This window comes from Pseudomonas syringae pv. coryli str. NCPPB 4273 (assembly GCF_000972175.1).
GTDB classification, from domain to species: domain Bacteria; phylum Pseudomonadota; class Gammaproteobacteria; order Pseudomonadales; family Pseudomonadaceae; genus Aquipseudomonas; species Aquipseudomonas syringae.
This window is the reverse complement of sequence record NZ_AWQP01000045.1, coordinates 1-14,166: the sequence shown is the minus strand read 5'-3', so window position 1 is coordinate 14,166 and position 14,166 is coordinate 1. Positions and strand designations below refer to the sequence as shown.

Annotated in this window: 11 protein-coding genes; 3 read left to right on the top strand and 8 right to left on the bottom strand. The window is 58.5% G+C overall.

Annotated elements, in window-relative coordinates; genetic code table 11:
• Window positions 1–116 precede the first annotated feature (116 nt).
• The 3 genes from rpoD to rpsU all read right to left on the bottom strand — a co-directional run bounded on the left by rpoD (window position 117) and on the right by rpsU (window position 4,686).
• Window positions 117–1,967, bottom strand: a complete 1,851-nt coding sequence (gene rpoD, locus P406_RS18310; RefSeq protein ID WP_003411788.1) for an RNA polymerase sigma factor RpoD — start codon at window positions 1,965–1,967, stop codon at window positions 117–119.
• Window positions 1,968–2,034: 67 nt separating this feature from the next.
• Window positions 2,035–3,990, bottom strand: coding sequence for a DNA primase (gene dnaG / locus P406_RS18305; protein ID WP_046236944.1), 1,956 nt, complete (start codon window positions 3,988–3,990; stop codon window positions 2,035–2,037).
• A gap of 480 nt (window positions 3,991–4,470) precedes the next feature.
• The gene (rpsU, locus tag P406_RS18300; RefSeq protein ID WP_002551877.1) at window positions 4,471–4,686 is read right to left on the bottom strand and encodes a 30S ribosomal protein S21; all 216 of its coding nucleotides are present in this window, start codon (window positions 4,684–4,686) and stop codon (window positions 4,471–4,473) included.
• Window positions 4,687–4,884: 198 nt separating this feature from the next.
• Here rpsU and tsaD point away from each other — a divergent pair, with 198 nt between their 5' ends.
• Window positions 4,885–5,910 (top strand): tRNA (adenosine(37)-N6)-threonylcarbamoyltransferase complex transferase subunit TsaD, encoded by a 1,026-nt coding sequence (tsaD, locus tag P406_RS18295; RefSeq protein WP_046236943.1) that lies wholly within the window; start codon window positions 4,885–4,887, stop codon window positions 5,908–5,910.
• A gap of 23 nt (window positions 5,911–5,933) precedes the next feature.
• On the opposite strand, the gene plsY is transcribed toward tsaD, so the two are convergent.
• Complete coding sequence (gene plsY, locus P406_RS18290) at window positions 5,934–6,503, bottom strand: glycerol-3-phosphate 1-O-acyltransferase PlsY (RefSeq protein ID WP_046236942.1); 570 nt, start codon at window positions 6,501–6,503, stop codon at window positions 5,934–5,936.
• Window positions 6,504–6,577: 74 nt separating this feature from the next.
• Between plsY and folB the strand changes: the two genes are divergently transcribed.
• Window positions 6,578–6,931, top strand: a complete 354-nt coding sequence (folB, locus tag P406_RS18285; protein WP_003316242.1) for a dihydroneopterin aldolase — start codon at window positions 6,578–6,580, stop codon at window positions 6,929–6,931.
• The gene (folK, locus tag P406_RS18280; protein WP_003351503.1) at window positions 6,922–7,446 is read left to right on the top strand and encodes a 2-amino-4-hydroxy-6-hydroxymethyldihydropteridine diphosphokinase; all 525 of its coding nucleotides are present in this window, start codon (window positions 6,922–6,924) and stop codon (window positions 7,444–7,446) included. The genes folB and folK overlap by 10 nt, the downstream gene beginning before the upstream one ends.
• A 316-nt stretch (window positions 7,447–7,762) precedes the next feature.
• Here folK and P406_RS18275 read toward each other — a convergent pair whose 3' ends face one another.
• The 4 genes from P406_RS18275 to P406_RS18260 all read right to left on the bottom strand — a co-directional run bounded on the left by P406_RS18275 (window position 7,763) and on the right by P406_RS18260 (window position 13,964).
• Window positions 7,763–8,992 carry a multifunctional CCA addition/repair protein gene (locus tag P406_RS18275; RefSeq protein WP_046236941.1) on the bottom strand — a complete coding sequence of 410 codons (1,230 nt, stop codon included), beginning with the start codon at window positions 8,990–8,992 and terminating at the stop codon, window positions 7,763–7,765.
• Between the two features lie 97 nt (window positions 8,993–9,089).
• Window positions 9,090–10,652 carry a SpoVR family protein gene (locus P406_RS18270; RefSeq protein ID WP_024649577.1) on the bottom strand — a complete coding sequence of 521 codons (1,563 nt, stop codon included), beginning with the start codon at window positions 10,650–10,652 and terminating at the stop codon, window positions 9,090–9,092.
• On the bottom strand, window positions 10,649–11,920 hold the full coding sequence (locus P406_RS18265; protein WP_003316246.1) for a YeaH/YhbH family protein: 1,272 nt from the start codon (window positions 11,918–11,920) through the stop codon (window positions 10,649–10,651). The genes P406_RS18270 and P406_RS18265 overlap by 4 nt, the downstream gene beginning before the upstream one ends.
• Window positions 11,921–12,041: 121 nt before the next feature.
• Window positions 12,042–13,964 (bottom strand): PrkA family serine protein kinase, encoded by a 1,923-nt coding sequence (locus P406_RS18260; protein WP_003341169.1) that lies wholly within the window; start codon window positions 13,962–13,964, stop codon window positions 12,042–12,044.
• Between the last annotated feature and the right edge of the window lie 202 nt (window positions 13,965–14,166).

The following is a 14,166-nucleotide window of genomic DNA, read 5'->3' as shown; positions in this document are numbered from 1 at the left end:
TGACCTCTTTTTGATTGGGTCAATTGACAACTGGGCCTGCAAATTTTGAATTTTCTTTTGCCCCGGAAACGCAAAACCCCCGGCATGCTGGGGGTTTTGTTGACTCGCTGGTGCGATTACTCGTCGAGGAACGAGCGCAAATGCTCGCTTCTTGTCGGGTGACGCAGCTTGCGCAGTGCCTTGGCTTCGATCTGACGAATCCGCTCGCGGGTTACGTCAAACTGCTTACCAACCTCTTCAAGCGTGTGGTCGGTATTCATGTCGATGCCGAAACGCATGCGAAGAACCTTGGCTTCACGGGCGGTAAGGCCCGACAGCACTTCGCGTGTCGCTTCTTTCAGGCTTTCAACAGTGGCGACATCGATTGGCGACTGCATGGTCGAGTCTTCGATGAAGTCACCCAGGTGCGAATCTTCGTCGTCACCGATCGGGGTTTCCATGGAGATCGGCTCTTTTGCGATCTTCAATACCTTGCGGATTTTATCCTCAGGCATTTCCATGCGTTCGCCCAGCTCTTCCGGGGTCGGTTCGCGACCCATTTCCTGCAACATCTGCCGGGAAATACGGTTGAGTTTGTTGATCGTCTCGATCATGTGCACCGGAATACGAATGGTGCGTGCCTGGTCGGCAATCGAGCGAGTGATCGCCTGACGGATCCACCAGGTGGCATAGGTCGAGAACTTGTAGCCACGACGGTATTCGAACTTGTCCACAGCCTTCATCAAGCCGATGTTGCCTTCCTGGATCAGATCGAGGAATTGCAGACCACGGTTGGTGTACTTCTTGGCGATGGAGATCACCAGACGCAAGTTCGCTTCAACCATCTCTTTCTTCGCGCGGCGGGCCTTGGCCTCACCGATCGACATGCGACGGTTGATGTCCTTGATCTCGGCGATTTTCAGGCCGGTCTCTTCTTCCAGTGCGGACAGCTTCTGCTGGCAACGCTGGATGTCAGGCTGCAGGCGACCGATGGCTTCGGCGTATTTGCTCTTGCCCTTGGCCAGTGCGTCAGTCCAGCTTTCGTCAACTTCGTTGCCCGGGAACTGGCGCAGGAAGTCGGCGCGCGGCATACGTGCATCACGTACACACAGCTGCATGATGGCGCGTTCCTGGGCACGAAGACGCTCGAGGGCACCGCGTACACGCTCTACCAGACCTTCAAACTGTTTTGGAACCAGTTTGATCGGCATGAACAGTTCGGCCAGCGCAACCATTTCGGCAATGGCGTGCTTGTCGTCGCGACCAAATTTCTTCAGGGCCTTGCGGGTGATTTCCATTTGATCGGAAACCGCACCGAAGCGCTGCTGGGCGATGACCGGATCAGGACCGCTCTCGACTTCGTCTTCTTCGTCGCTGGCGTCTGCCGACTCTTCTTCGTCGTCATCGGCACCCTCGGCCTTGACGGCTTTGGGGTCGACAGGCGGCGGGACTTCGGCAGGCGGCGCAATGCCGTCGTCCGGGTCGATATAGCCGCTCAGGACATCGGAAAGGCGACCGCCTTCACTGGTGACGCGTGTGTATTCGGAGAGAATGTGGTCAACCGTGCCTGGGAAGTGCGCAATTGCGCCCATCACTTCACGGATGCCTTCTTCGATACGTTTGGCGATTTCGATTTCGCCTTCACGGGTCAGAAGTTCAACGGTGCCCATTTCCCGCATGTACATACGAACAGGATCGGTGGTACGCCCGATGTCGGTCTCGACCGCTGCCAACGCTGCAGCCGCTTCTTCTGCGGCTGCCTCGTCGGTATCGGCGTCGGCCAGCATCAAGGCGTCCGCATCCGGAGCACTCTCGTGTACCGGGATCCCCATGTCGTTGATCATGCGGATGATGTCTTCCACCTGCTCGGGATCTGAAATATCCTCGGGCAAGTGGTCGTTGACCTCTGCGTAAGTCAGATACTTCTGCTCACGACCCAGGGTGATCAACTCTTTGATACGAGATTGCTGTTGCGCTTTTCCGGACATAACACCCTATCCACTGAAGGTCTTGGCGGGCAAAAAACAAGCCGAGGATTATACCCGAGCTATGACCTCACGCGCCAGTTGAGGTCGGGGTTTGTGCGGGAACATTGCGATTTAGCAGTTCCCTAAGCTGAATTTTCTCTTCTGCGCTCAACTCGGTCTGCCGAGCCTTGCTGATCAGATGTTCCAGACTGCGCTCGCGTTGGCGAGCGGATAAGCTAGTTATAGTGTCGAAAAACTGTTGTTCAAGGTTATCGGCCTCAATCAGCCATTCCTTTTCTGCCAGTGCGCGCAGCAAGCGGCCCTGTTCAGTCCCGTGCCATCGCGCTATCAACTGTAACGACCGAAGGTTCGGATTCTTTTGCCGGGCCTCGATAAGAGCGACCAGCAGTTGTGCGTTGGATTGGTCTTCTGCAGCGAAATGGCTGGCATTTTCGACCTTTTCCGCCAATTCGGGGTGATGCAGCAAGGTTCTCAGTGCGGCCTGCATGGGCGGCTCGACGGCGGTGGGAACACGCGGCGTTCGAGGTTCGAAGTCCTGGCGCTTGCCTTTTTTGCCCCAGGATTTGTTGTCCCATTTTTTTTGATTCGGACCGCCGGTTTTCTTCTGCGTCCATTCCTGCTGAGGCTCGTAACCGCCTTGTGGCTGGTAATCGGCAAAATCAGGCATGGCGTCGTAGTCGACATACGGGTCGTAACTCGGTGGCGCCTCTGCCGGCGCGCTCTGCACCAGCTGGCTGACGGCCTCGCCGGTCAGCCCGGTAATTTCGGTCAGGCGCTGACGCATCAGAATACGCAGGTTCGCGCCGGGCACCTTGTCGATCAATGGCGCCGCGAGGGTGGCCATGTGCGCCTTGCCCTCCAGCGAGCGCGGATCGGACTCTTTGGTCAGTTGCTCGAAAAAATAATCGGCCAGCGGCTGCGCGTGCTGATTGATGCGTGCCTTGAACGCGTCGGTGCCTTCGGAGCGCACCAGTGTGTCCGGGTCTTCGCCTTCGGGAAGAAACAGAAAGCGCGCCCGGCGTCCGTCCTGCAGGTTCGACAGGGTCGCTTCCAGCGCACGCCATGCAGCGTTACGCCCGGCCTGATCGCCGTCGAAGCAGAACAGCACATTTGGCACCACCCTGAACAGGCGCTTCAAATGCTCTTCGCTGGTTGCAGTACCCAGCGTCGCCACGGCATTGCGCAAGCCTTGCTGGGCCAGGGCGATGACATCCATGTAGCCTTCAACGACGATGATTTCATCGAGGTTGCGATTGAATTTGCGCGCCTCGAACAGCCCGTACAGCTCCTGGCCCTTGTGGAAAACCGGTGTTTCCGGGGAGTTCAGGTACTTGGGTTTGTCATCGCCCAGTACGCGGCCGCCAAAGGCGATGACGCGCCCGCGTGAGTCACGGATCGGAAACATCACCCGGTCGCGGAAGCGGTCGTAGCGTTTGCCGGTTTCGGCGTTCTCGATCAGCAGGCCGGCTTCGATCATCACCTTTTGCTGTAATGAGTCGCTGCTCAGGTGCTTGTACAGGTTGTCCCAGCCGGGAGGGGCGAAGCCCAGGCCAAAGTCTCTGGCGATCTCGCCGGACAGCCCGCGGCCCTTGAGGTAATCCACCGCAGCCTTGCGTGACGGGTGGCTTTTCAGGGCCTGGCGGTAGAACTCGGCGGCGGCGGTCAGCAGCGGGTAGAGCGGGGAATCGGTCGGTTGCCGGGGCTTCTGGCCTTTTACGCTCTGTTCGCGAGGCACTTCCATGCCGGCGGCCTTGGCCAGGTCTTCGACAGCCTGGGGAAAGTCCAGGTTGTCGTGGTCCATGATGAAGCCGAGCGCGTTGCCGCCTGCGCCGCAACCGAAGCAGTAATAGAACTGCTTGTCCGGGCTGACGCTGAAAGAGGGTGTTTTCTCTTTGTGGAACGGGCAGCACGCGGTGTAATTCTTCCCGGCTTTCTTGAGCTGCACGCGCGAACTGACAACATCGACAATATCGGTGCGGTTCAGAAGGTCGTCGATAAAGCTCTGGGGAATCAGCCCGGCCATGGCGTTCTCATCATTCAAGCGTGGTGCAAAAGTATCGGATGACTCTACGAGCGTTCCGTCAGCCTGTCAGCCGTCTTTTTGAAGACGTCGGCAATAAACGGGCACGTCTTTGCATCCGAAGGACGGTGTTGGCCTGAAAGGAATAGATCTTGATCCAGCAAGTGGATCAGAAAGGCCACAAGCTTTTTTGCCCACGGTGAGTGGTCAGAGCCTGAGGACACGGAAGACGCTGCCTTGGCTGAGCTTCTTGCGAAGTCATCAAGGCATACTCGTCTTGTCATCGGTCGATGTGCTGCCCGAATGGGCATGACCGATGTAGCCTGTGAACAGGCCGTGACGTGCTTGACTGAATATCCGAGTCGCATGTGCGGCCTGGACAGGGTCAATCAATAAAGCAAACGCAAAACAGCGAAGCTGTAACTGCCGACAGCCCGGCTGGTTGGCCGGGCAAGGCAGAAGCTTGCGACGAAGGTCTGTAAATTAATACAGACGAACGGCGCGGCGCTGTTCGCGCTGGACTTTCTTGGCGTGGCGTTTGACAGCAGCTGCTGCCTTGCGCTTACGCTCCGAAGTCGGCTTCTCGTAAAATTCGCGGCTACGAACTTCAGCCAGAACACCGGCTTTTTCGCAGGAGCGCTTGAAACGACGCAGAGCTACGTCGAAGGGTTCGTTCTCTTTAACTTTGACGGCTGGCATCCAGAGCTACCTTCATTCATTACCGGGGTCAACGCTCAGTGCAAACACTGCACAAAAGTACGTCGGTTTTTAAGGGTTGCGGATGTTAACCCCTCATTGAGAGGAATGCAAAGCCTCTGATCGAAAACCGCTGGTCGGCACCTCGGTCGGCGACTATTATGCGCGCCTTCAAATCTGCCCCCTACAAGGCGCAACCCCATGCTAGTACTGGGATTAGAAACCTCCTGCGACGAAACCGGCGTCGCGTTATACGACAGCGAACGCGGTTTGCTTGCAGACGCATTATTCAGCCAGATCGACCTGCATCGTGCCTATGGCGGTGTGGTGCCGGAGCTGGCTTCGCGCGATCACGTCAAGCGCATGCTGCCCCTGATTCGCCAGACACTGGCCGAGGCGGACTGCGTGGCCACTGATATCGACGCCATTGCCTATACGGCCGGCCCTGGATTGGTCGGCGCCTTGCTGGTCGGCGCTTCGTGCGCTCAGGCACTGGCGTTCGCCTGGGATATCCCGGCGCTGGGCGTGCATCACATGGAAGGTCATCTGCTGGCCCCGATGCTGGAAGAAAACCCGCCACAGTTCCCGTTCGTCGCCTTGCTGGTGTCGGGCGGCCATACGCAGCTGGTGCGCGTCGATGGCATCGGTCAGTACGAGCTGCTGGGCGAGACGCTGGATGATGCCGCAGGCGAGGCGTTCGACAAGACCGCGAAGATGATGGGCATGCAGTACCCCGGCGGCCCGGAGATTTCAAAGGCAGCCCTGCAGGGCGTGGCAGGACGTTTTGTCTTCCCTCGGCCGATGACCGATCGTCCCGGTCTGGAATTCAGCTTCAGCGGCCTGAAAACCTCTGCGCTCAATACCTGGCAGCAATGCCGGAACGCTGGAGACGACAGTGAGCAAACCCGCTGCGACATCGCTCTGGCCTTCCAGCAGGCGGTAGTGGAGACTTTGACCATCAAGTGCAAGCGCGCGCTCAAGCAGACCGGCCTCAAAAGCCTGGTGATTGCCGGTGGCGTCAGCGCCAACAAGGCACTGCGCGCTTCGCTGGAAAGCATGCTTGGCGACTTGCGCGGCCATGTCTATTACGCAAGGCCCGAGTTTTGTACCGATAACGGCGCCATGATCGCCTTCGCCGGATGTCAGCGTTTGCAGGTCGGGCAAAAGGAAGATTTGAGCATCAGCGTACAGGCGCGCTGGCCCATGGAGGAGTTATCGGGGCTGTGACGGCAGACGAGGCGGGCTACGCCTCAGAAATGTCGTTCGCGCCCGGCGAGCAGGTCGCGTAGATTGCCGCGATGGCGCCAGACGATGAGCAGGGTCAACACGCTCATCGGCAGTAGCGCATGAGACTCCTGCCACGCCAGCAATGGCAGGGTCAGGGGTGTGGCGATCAGGGCGGCAAGCGAGCTGGTGCGGGTCAGGTACAGCGTCAGCAGCCAGGCGACTATCGCCAGGGCAGCGGCGGGCGGATACAGGCCCAGCAGCACGCCGGCGGCGGTCGCTACGCCTTTGCCACCGCGGAAGCGGAAGTACAACGGGAACAGGTGGCCCAGCACTGCGCAGACGCCGATCCAGCCCTGTTGTGCGGTGTCCATGTTCCAGGCGCTGGCGATCAGGATCGGCACCAGGCCTTTGCAGAGGTCGCCGAGCAGGGTCAGGATGGCGAGTTTTTTCCCGGCCAGACGCAGCATGTTGGTCGCGCCGGCATTGCCGGAGCCACTGGCGCGCGGGTCCGGCCTGCCGCTCAGGCGGCTGAGCAGGATGGCGAAGGACAGCGAGCCAAGCAGGTAGGCGAAGGTGGCCATTAACCAAAACATGCGAACCATTCCGGGCGAGGATGCCCTGATTCTAACGGCGCATCGCGCCCTTGTCGTGCAGTGGAGAGTAGTGCTTGGACAGAGTTTTCATCGAGGGCCTTGAGGTCGATACGGTCATTGGCGCCTATGACTGGGAGCGCGGCATTCGTCAGTGCCTGCGTCTGGACCTCAGCTTCGCCTGGGACAATCGCCCCGCAGCCGCAGGGGACGATCTGAGCAAGGCTCTCGACTACGCCAGTGTCTCGACACGTATTCAGGCGTTCGCCGAGCAGGCACAGTTCCAGTTGGTGGAGACCTTCGCCGAGCGACTGGCCGAAGTGCTGATGGGTGAATTCAATATTCCCTGGCTGCGCCTGAAACTGACCAAGCCCGGTGCTGTAGCGGCCGCTGCCGGTGTGGGCGTGGAGATCGAGCGCGGATGTCGCTGACGCGGATTTTCCTCGGCCTGGGGAGCAACATCGAGCGTGAGCGCCATCTGGTTGCGGGGCTCGATGCGCTGGATGGCTTCCTGACCGACCTGAGCTGTTCGCCGGTTTTTGAGAGCCATGCCGTGGGTATCAAGAGCGGACCATTCTTCAATCTGGTGGTGTCGGCGCTGACCGATCTGCCCTTGATGGAGCTGGATCGTCGCCTGAAATTCATCGAAGCGGACAATGGCCGCTATGCCCCGGATCGCAAAGGGTTGCCGCTGGATATCGATGTGCTGCTGTACGGCGAACAGGTCGGTAATTTCGACGGGCTGATCTTGCCGAGGGCGGAAATCCTGAAGAATGCCTTCGTACTGCGGCCATTGGCGTTGATTGCCCCTGAACGTCTGCATCCCGGTGTGGGGATTGCCTTCAGCAAACTCTGGGCTGATGCGCAGATCGATCAGCAGCTTTGGCCGGTGGCGTTCGAGTGGCGCGGGCTGGCACTGACGCCTGAGGATTTGCTGCGTAGCTGAGGTCATCCTCGTCTTTCAGCCCGAGTGCAGAGCGTCCATGGCTGCGCATAGGTACGAAAAGTGCTCCCCCGGACACCTCTCGTTCCTCACGCTCCGCGTGGGAATGCAGTTCGTGACGCTCCGCGTCACACAGTGCAGCGTTGCCGCCTGATTCAGTCTGTACGAGATGCAGGCCGCCTTAAAGCCTGAGCTTTGTTTATCCGTGCTGTTTCGCCAGACTGAAGATTTTTGACGCAGAGCGTCATGAACTGCATGCCAACGCGGAGCATTGGCACGATAAGCAGTTAGATCTGCGTGTGACGATGAGCGTTGCCTGTCAGGCAACGTGCTCGGCCTTGTAGGTTTTCAGTGCCTTCAAGCGCTCGTTCTTCAGCGCGTCACCCAGTTCCTTGCCTTTCAGGCCCTGTTCCAGCAACGGCTGTACTGATACCGCGCGTGCGACCTCGGCGGCGCCGCGCAGGTAGTCGGCCTGTGGATAACTGCGTTGTTCGAAGCCGTGACGTCCCCGTGCGTCCATCTCGCAGGCGGCAATGAACTCTTCAAAGCGCTGCGGGCGGCGGTAGACGTCGAAGCTTTGCAGCAACTCCAGCAGGGTCGAGGGTTTCAGCTCCAGCGCACGGTGGCCGTGAGTGTGGTACTGGCCGACCAGCAGCGCCAGTTCCTGGCAGTCTCGATGTACACGAAAACGCTCGTTGACCGCTTTTATCAGCCGCAGGCCGGTGTGCTCATGGGCGATGTGCCTTGGCCATTCGGCTTCCGGCGTCAGCCCTTTGCCGAGGTCGTGCAGCAGGCAGGCCCAGCGCACCGTCAGCGGGTGTTTGTGGCGTGCGGATTGCTCGAGGACACTGAGCACGTGCACGCCAGTGTCTATTTCCGGGTGATGCGCCGCCGGCTGCGGTACACCGAATAACGCTTCGACTTCGGGCATCAGCTCTTTGAGGGCGCCGCAGTCGTGCAGCACCTGGATGAACACCTGAGGCTGTTCTTCCATGAGCGCGCGAGAGATTTCCTTCCAGCTTCGCTCGGCAGTCAGCGCCTTGAGTTCGCCCGATTCACTGAGCTGTCGCATCAGTTCCAAGGTCTCGGGCGCGATGGTAAAACCGTAACCGGCGTAGCGCGCTGCGAATCGCGCCACACGCAAGACTCTGAGCGGATCTTCGGCGAATGCGGGTGAAACGTGACGCAATATCCGCGCTTGCAAATCCTTCTGGCCGTTGTAGGGATCGGTTAAATTGCCGTCCTTGTCTTCAGCCATGGCATTGATCGTCAGGTCGCGCCGAATCAAATCCTGCTCGAGCGTTACCTCAGGGCTGGCGTGGAAAACAAAGCCCCCGTAGCCCACGCCGCTCTTGCGCTCGGTGCGCGCCAGCGCGTATTCCTCATTGGTCAGCGGATGCAGAAACACCGGGAAATCTGTACCGACCGGGCGATAGCCCTTGATCAGCATGTCCTCGGTGCTTGCGCCGACCACGACCCAGTCGATGTCCGTGACAGGTTGACCCAGAAGACGGTCGCGTACAGCACCGCCCACTTTATAAATCTGCATAAAAAGCCTCCGTAAGCGCGACAGGATAAACCTTGTGTCGTGCTTATGGAGGCTAAAGCTGTATGAGCAAGCGTTTAACGCGCTAGTGCCCTAGCGTTTAAAGGTGGACGACCGCCATATCAAGCCGGGGATATTCACTGTCGGCATGCTCGCCTTTCGGGGGGACGTGATGCGTCTTGACCACCTGATCGCCCTGCAAGGTTTCCAGGTGGATGTCAAAGCCCCACAGCCGGTGCAGGTGTTTGAGCACCTCGTCTGTCGAGTCACCGAGCGGTTTGCGATTGTGCTGTTGGTGGCGCAGGGTCAGCGAGCGGTCGCCTCGTCTGTCGATGCTGTAGATCTGCACATTGGGCTCCCGATTGCCCAGGTTGTACTGCGCAGCGAGTATTTCGCGGATGGTCCGATAGCCGTTTTCATCATGAATGGCGGGCACCAGCAGGTCTTCCTTCTGGTCGTCGTCCATGATGCTGAACAGTTTGAGGTCGCGAATCACCTTGGGCGACAGGTACTGGAGGATGAAGCTCTCGTCCTTGAAGCTGGTCATCGCGAACTTGATCGCCGTCAGCCAGTCGCTGCCGGCAATTTCCGGAAACCACTGCCGATCCTCATCGGTAGGGTGTTCGCACATCCGGCGGATGTCCTGATACATGGCAAAGCCCAGCGCATAGGGATTGATGCCGCTGTAGTAGGGGCTGTCGAAACCGGGCTGGAAAATCACGCTGGTGTGCGACTGCAGGAACTCCATCATGAAGCCGTCGGTGACCAGCCCTTCGTCGTACAGATCATTCATCAGCGTGTAATGCCAGAACGTCGCCCAGCCTTCGTTCATCACCTGGGTCTGGCGCTGTGGATAGAAATACTGCGCGATCTTGCGCACGATGCGCACCACTTCGCGCTGCCATGGTTCCAGCAGCGGGGCGTGTTTCTCGATGAAGTAGAGAATGTTTTCCTGCGGCTCGGCCGGAAAGCGCGCGTTGTCTTCCTTGCTGCTCTTGTCGGCACTTTTCGGGATGGTGCGCCACAGGTCGTTGATCTGCCGCTGCAGGTGCTCCTCCCGGTCCTTCTGCCGACGGCGCTCCTCTTCGGCGGAAATCGGGTAGGGGCGCTTGTAGCGGTCGACACCGTAGTTCATCAGCGCATGGCAGGAGTCGAGCAAGTCCTCCACGGCATCGATGCCATGGCGCTCCTCGCATTGCATGATGTACTGCTTGGCGAACACCAGGTAATCAATGATCGAACTGGCGTCAGTCCAGGTGCGGAACAGGTAGTTGCCCTTGAAGAAGCTGTTATGGCCATAGCATGCATGTGCCACGACCAGCGCCTGCATACAGATGGTGTTTTCTTCCATCAGGTAGGCAATGCACGGGTCGGAGTTGATGACGATCTCGTAAGCCAGGCCCATCTGGCCGCGAGAATAGGATTTTTCCGTGCTGAGGAAGTGTTTGCCGTAGGACCAGTGGTGATAGCCCAGCGGCATGCCCACCGAGGCATAGGCGTCCATCATCTGCTCGGCCGTGATCACTTCGATCTGGTTGGGATAGGTGTCCAGCGCATACCGTTCGGCAATCCTGCCGATTTCGCGGTCGTAGGCGCGGATCAGTTCGAATGTCCACTCTGACCCCGTGGAAAGGGGTTGGCGCTTCTGCTCTCTGGCGGTCATGACACTAACCTTCGCTGAAAGAGTTCGCGGAATACCGGATAGATATCACCGGCAGAGACCAGCTGTTGCTGGGCAAACGTGTCGGCAAAATCTTCACCGATGCGTTCGTATTCGTACCACAAGGCCTGGTGCTCACGCGGCGTGATTTCCACGTACGTGTAGTACTGCACGAAGGGCATGATCTGTTTGGTGAGGATTTCCCGGCAGATGGGCGAATCATCGTTCCAGTTATCGCCGTCCGACGCTTGTGCCGCGTAGATATTCCAGTCACTGCTCGGGTAGCGTGCGGCCATGATTTCCTGCATCAGTTTCAATGCGCTGGAAACGATGGTGCCGCCGGTTTCCCGGGAATAGAAAAACTCTTCCTCGTCCACTTCGCGGGCGCTGGTGTGGTGACGAATGAAGACCACGTCGATCTTGTCGTAGTTACGCTTGAGGAACAGGTACAGCAGGATGAAGAAGCGCTTGGCGATGTCCTTGGTCGCCTGGGTCATGGAGCCGGAGACGTCCATCAGGCAAAACATGACCGCTTTGGAGCTGGGGTTGGGTTGCTTGACCAGCAGGTTGTACTTGAGGTCGAAGGTATCGAGGTAGGGCACACGACGGATGCGAGCCTTCAGTCGGTCGATTTCTACTTCCAGTTCCTGAAGGTCGCCGAAGTTATCCGGCTCTTCGCGCTTCATGCGCTCAAACTCGGCGGTCGCTTCCCTGAGCTTCGCCCGGCTGCTGCCGGACAGCGCAATACGCCGTGCATGCGCCGAGCGCAGGGTTCGGATGATATTGATCCGCGACGGGTTGCCCTCGTTGCTGATCCCGGCGCGCACGGTCTTGAAGGTGTCGGTGCCGGTCAGGTTGCGCTTGACCAGGTTCGGCAGCTCCAGGTCTTCGAACATGAACTCGAGAAACTCTTCCTGGGTAATCTGAAACGAAAACTCATCCATCCCTTCGCCGGAATTGCCCGCCTTGCCGGGACCTTTACCGCCAGCGCCGCCTTGAGGGCGGGCGATGTGCTCACCGGTGGTGAATTCCTTGTTGCCAGGATGAACCACGGTCTGCTTGCCGCCGCGACCGTGATGCAGCACCGGTTCGTCGATGTCACGCCCGGGAATGCTGATCTGTTCGCCGTGTTCCATGTCAGTGATGGAGCGCCGGCTGACCGCTTCCTCCACTGCTTTCTTGATGTGGTCACGGTAACGCCGCAGAAACCGCTGGCGGTTTACCGTGCTCTTGTTCTTGCCGTTGAGACGTCGGTCGATCACATAGCTCATAGGCTCCTCCGGGGAGCTTCAAGTTGTAAGCCTCAAGCTGCAGGCGAGTACACGATCAATCCCGAGCCCGGGTCTTGATCGCTTCTCGCCTGCAGCTGATAGCTTGAAGCTTGCAGCTGCTTTACTGCGATTTCCGCACGCGCAGATACCATTCGGAAAGCAAACGTACCTGCTTGTCCGTGTAGCCCCTCTCGACCATTCGTGTCACGAAGTCGTTGTGCTTCTGCTGATCTTCTTTGCTGGCTTTGGCATTGAAGCTGATGACCGGCAGGAGGTCCTCGGTGTTGGAGAACATTTTCTTCTCGATCACCACCCGCAGCTTCTCGTAGCTGAGCCAGGTCGGGTTCTTGCCATTGTTGTTGGCGCGGGCACGCAGCACGAAGTTGACGATTTCGTTGCGGAAATCTTTCGGGTTGCTGATGCCAGCCGGCTTCTCGATTTTTTCCAGCTCCTCGTTCAAGGCCACGCGGTTGAGGATCTCGCCGGTTTCCGGATCGCGGTATTCCTGATCCTGAATCCAGAAGTCCGCATACAGCACATAGCGGTCGAAAATGTTCTGACCGTACTCGCTGTAGGACTCCAGGTACGCCGTCTGGATTTCCTTGCCGATGAACTCGATATAGCGCGGTGCCAGGTATTCCTTGATAAAGCGCAGATAACGCTCGCGCGTTTCGGCGGGGAACTGCTCCTGTTCGATCTGCTGTTCCAGTACGTAAAGCAGATGCACCGGGTTGGCCGCAATTTCGTGCGGATCGAAGTTGAAGACCTTGGACAGAATCTTGAACGCGAAGCGGGTAGACAGACCATTCATGCCTTCGTCGACGCCCGCACTGTCGCGGTACTCCTGGATCGACTTGGCTTTCGGGTCGGTGTCTTTCAGGTTCTCGCCGTCATACACGCGCATCTTGGAGTAGATGTTGGAGTTGTCCGGCTCTTTGAGGCGCGACAGCGTGGTGAACTGGGCGAGCATTTTCAGGGTGTCCGGCGCGCAGTGCGCCTTGGACAGCGAGCTGTTGAACAGCAGCTTGTCGTAGATCTTGATCTCGTCGCTGACACGCAGGCAGTACGGCACCTTCACGATGTAGATACGGTCGATGAAGGCTTCGTTGTTCTTGTTGTTGCGGAAACTGTGCCATTCCGATTCGTTGGAGTGCGCCAGCAGGATACCGGTGAACGGGATCGCGCCCAGCCCTTCGGTACTGTTGTAGTTGCCTTCCTGGGTTGCGGTGAGCAGCGGGTGAAGGACCTTTATCGGGGCCTTGAACATCTCGACGAATTCCATCAGGCCCTGGTTGGCCCGGCACAGCGCGCCCGAGTAGCTGTAGGCATCGGCGTCGTTCTGCGGGAATTCTTCCAGTTTGCGGATATCCACCTTGCCGACCAGTGCAGAGATGTCCTGGTTGTTTTCGTCGCCGGGTTCGGTTTTCGCCACGGCAATCTGGTTGAGAATCGACGGGTAGAGCTTCACCACCTTGAACTGGCTGATGTCGCCGCCGAACTCGGCCAGACGTTTGGTCGCCCAGGGCGACATGATGGTGCTCAGGTAGCGTCGCGGAATCCCGAAGTCTTCTTCGAGAATCGCGCCGTCCTCGGTGGCGTTGAACAGGCCCAAGGGCGACTCGAAGACTGGCGAGCCCTTGATGGCGTAGAACGGGACTTTTTCGATCAGTTGCTTGAGTTTTTCCGCCAGGGACGATTTACCGCCACCCACCGGGCCGAGCAGATACAGGATTTGCTTTTTCTCTTCCAGGCCTTGGGCCGCATGGCGGAAATACGAAACGATCTGGTCGATGCATTCTTCCATTCCGTGGAAGTCGGCAAAGGCCGGATAGCGGCGTATGACCTTGTTGGAGAAAATGCGCGACAGCCTGGAGTTGGCGGAGGTATCCACCAGTTCGGGCTCGCCGATGGCCAGCAGAAGGCGTTCTGCGGCAGAGGCGTAGGCGCTGCGATCCTGTTTGCAGAGCTCCAGATACTCCTGTAGCGAGAGCTCTTCTTGCCGCGTGCTTTCGAAGCGTTGTTGGAAGTGGCTGAATATACTCATGACGTCACCTCGCTCGATACGTGGAGCCGGCGGCGGATCGTCAGTCGATGCTGGCAGCGACCTAACTACGGCTGCTGTTTCCCCCCAGAACACCCTAGGCTCTGTACGAAAAGTGGCTGCGCTCGGTGATGCTTCGTTAAAAACAGGCTCGGAATGCTCATTTACAACACGTAGAGTCGAACGCGACCCCGGCCGTTCCTCG

What these genes read in the sequence shown, in the direction of transcription:
- rpoD (WP_003411788.1), bottom strand. Translation starts at nt 1,967, where the DNA reads ATGTCCGGAAAAGCGCAACAGCAATCTCGTATCAAAGAGTTGATCACC.
- dnaG (WP_046236944.1), bottom strand. Translation starts at nt 3,990, where the DNA reads ATGGCCGGGCTGATTCCCCAGAGCTTTATCGACGACCTTCTGAACCGC.
- rpsU (WP_002551877.1), bottom strand. Translation starts at nt 4,686, where the DNA reads ATGCCAGCCGTCAAAGTTAAAGAGAACGAACCCTTCGACGTAGCTCTG.
- tsaD (WP_046236943.1), top strand. Translation starts at nt 4,885, where the DNA reads ATGCTAGTACTGGGATTAGAAACCTCCTGCGACGAAACCGGCGTCGCG.
- plsY (WP_046236942.1), bottom strand. Translation starts at nt 6,503, where the DNA reads ATGTTTTGGTTAATGGCCACCTTCGCCTACCTGCTTGGCTCGCTGTCC.
- folK (WP_003351503.1), top strand. Translation starts at nt 6,922, where the DNA reads ATGTCGCTGACGCGGATTTTCCTCGGCCTGGGGAGCAACATCGAGCGT.
- P406_RS18275 (WP_046236941.1), bottom strand. Translation starts at nt 8,992, where the DNA reads ATGCAGATTTATAAAGTGGGCGGTGCTGTACGCGACCGTCTTCTGGGT.
- P406_RS18270 (WP_024649577.1), bottom strand. Translation starts at nt 10,652, where the DNA reads ATGACCGCCAGAGAGCAGAAGCGCCAACCCCTTTCCACGGGGTCAGAG.
- P406_RS18265 (WP_003316246.1), bottom strand. Translation starts at nt 11,920, where the DNA reads ATGAGCTATGTGATCGACCGACGTCTCAACGGCAAGAACAAGAGCACG.
- P406_RS18260 (WP_003341169.1), bottom strand. Translation starts at nt 13,964, where the DNA reads ATGAGTATATTCAGCCACTTCCAACAACGCTTCGAAAGCACGCGGCAA.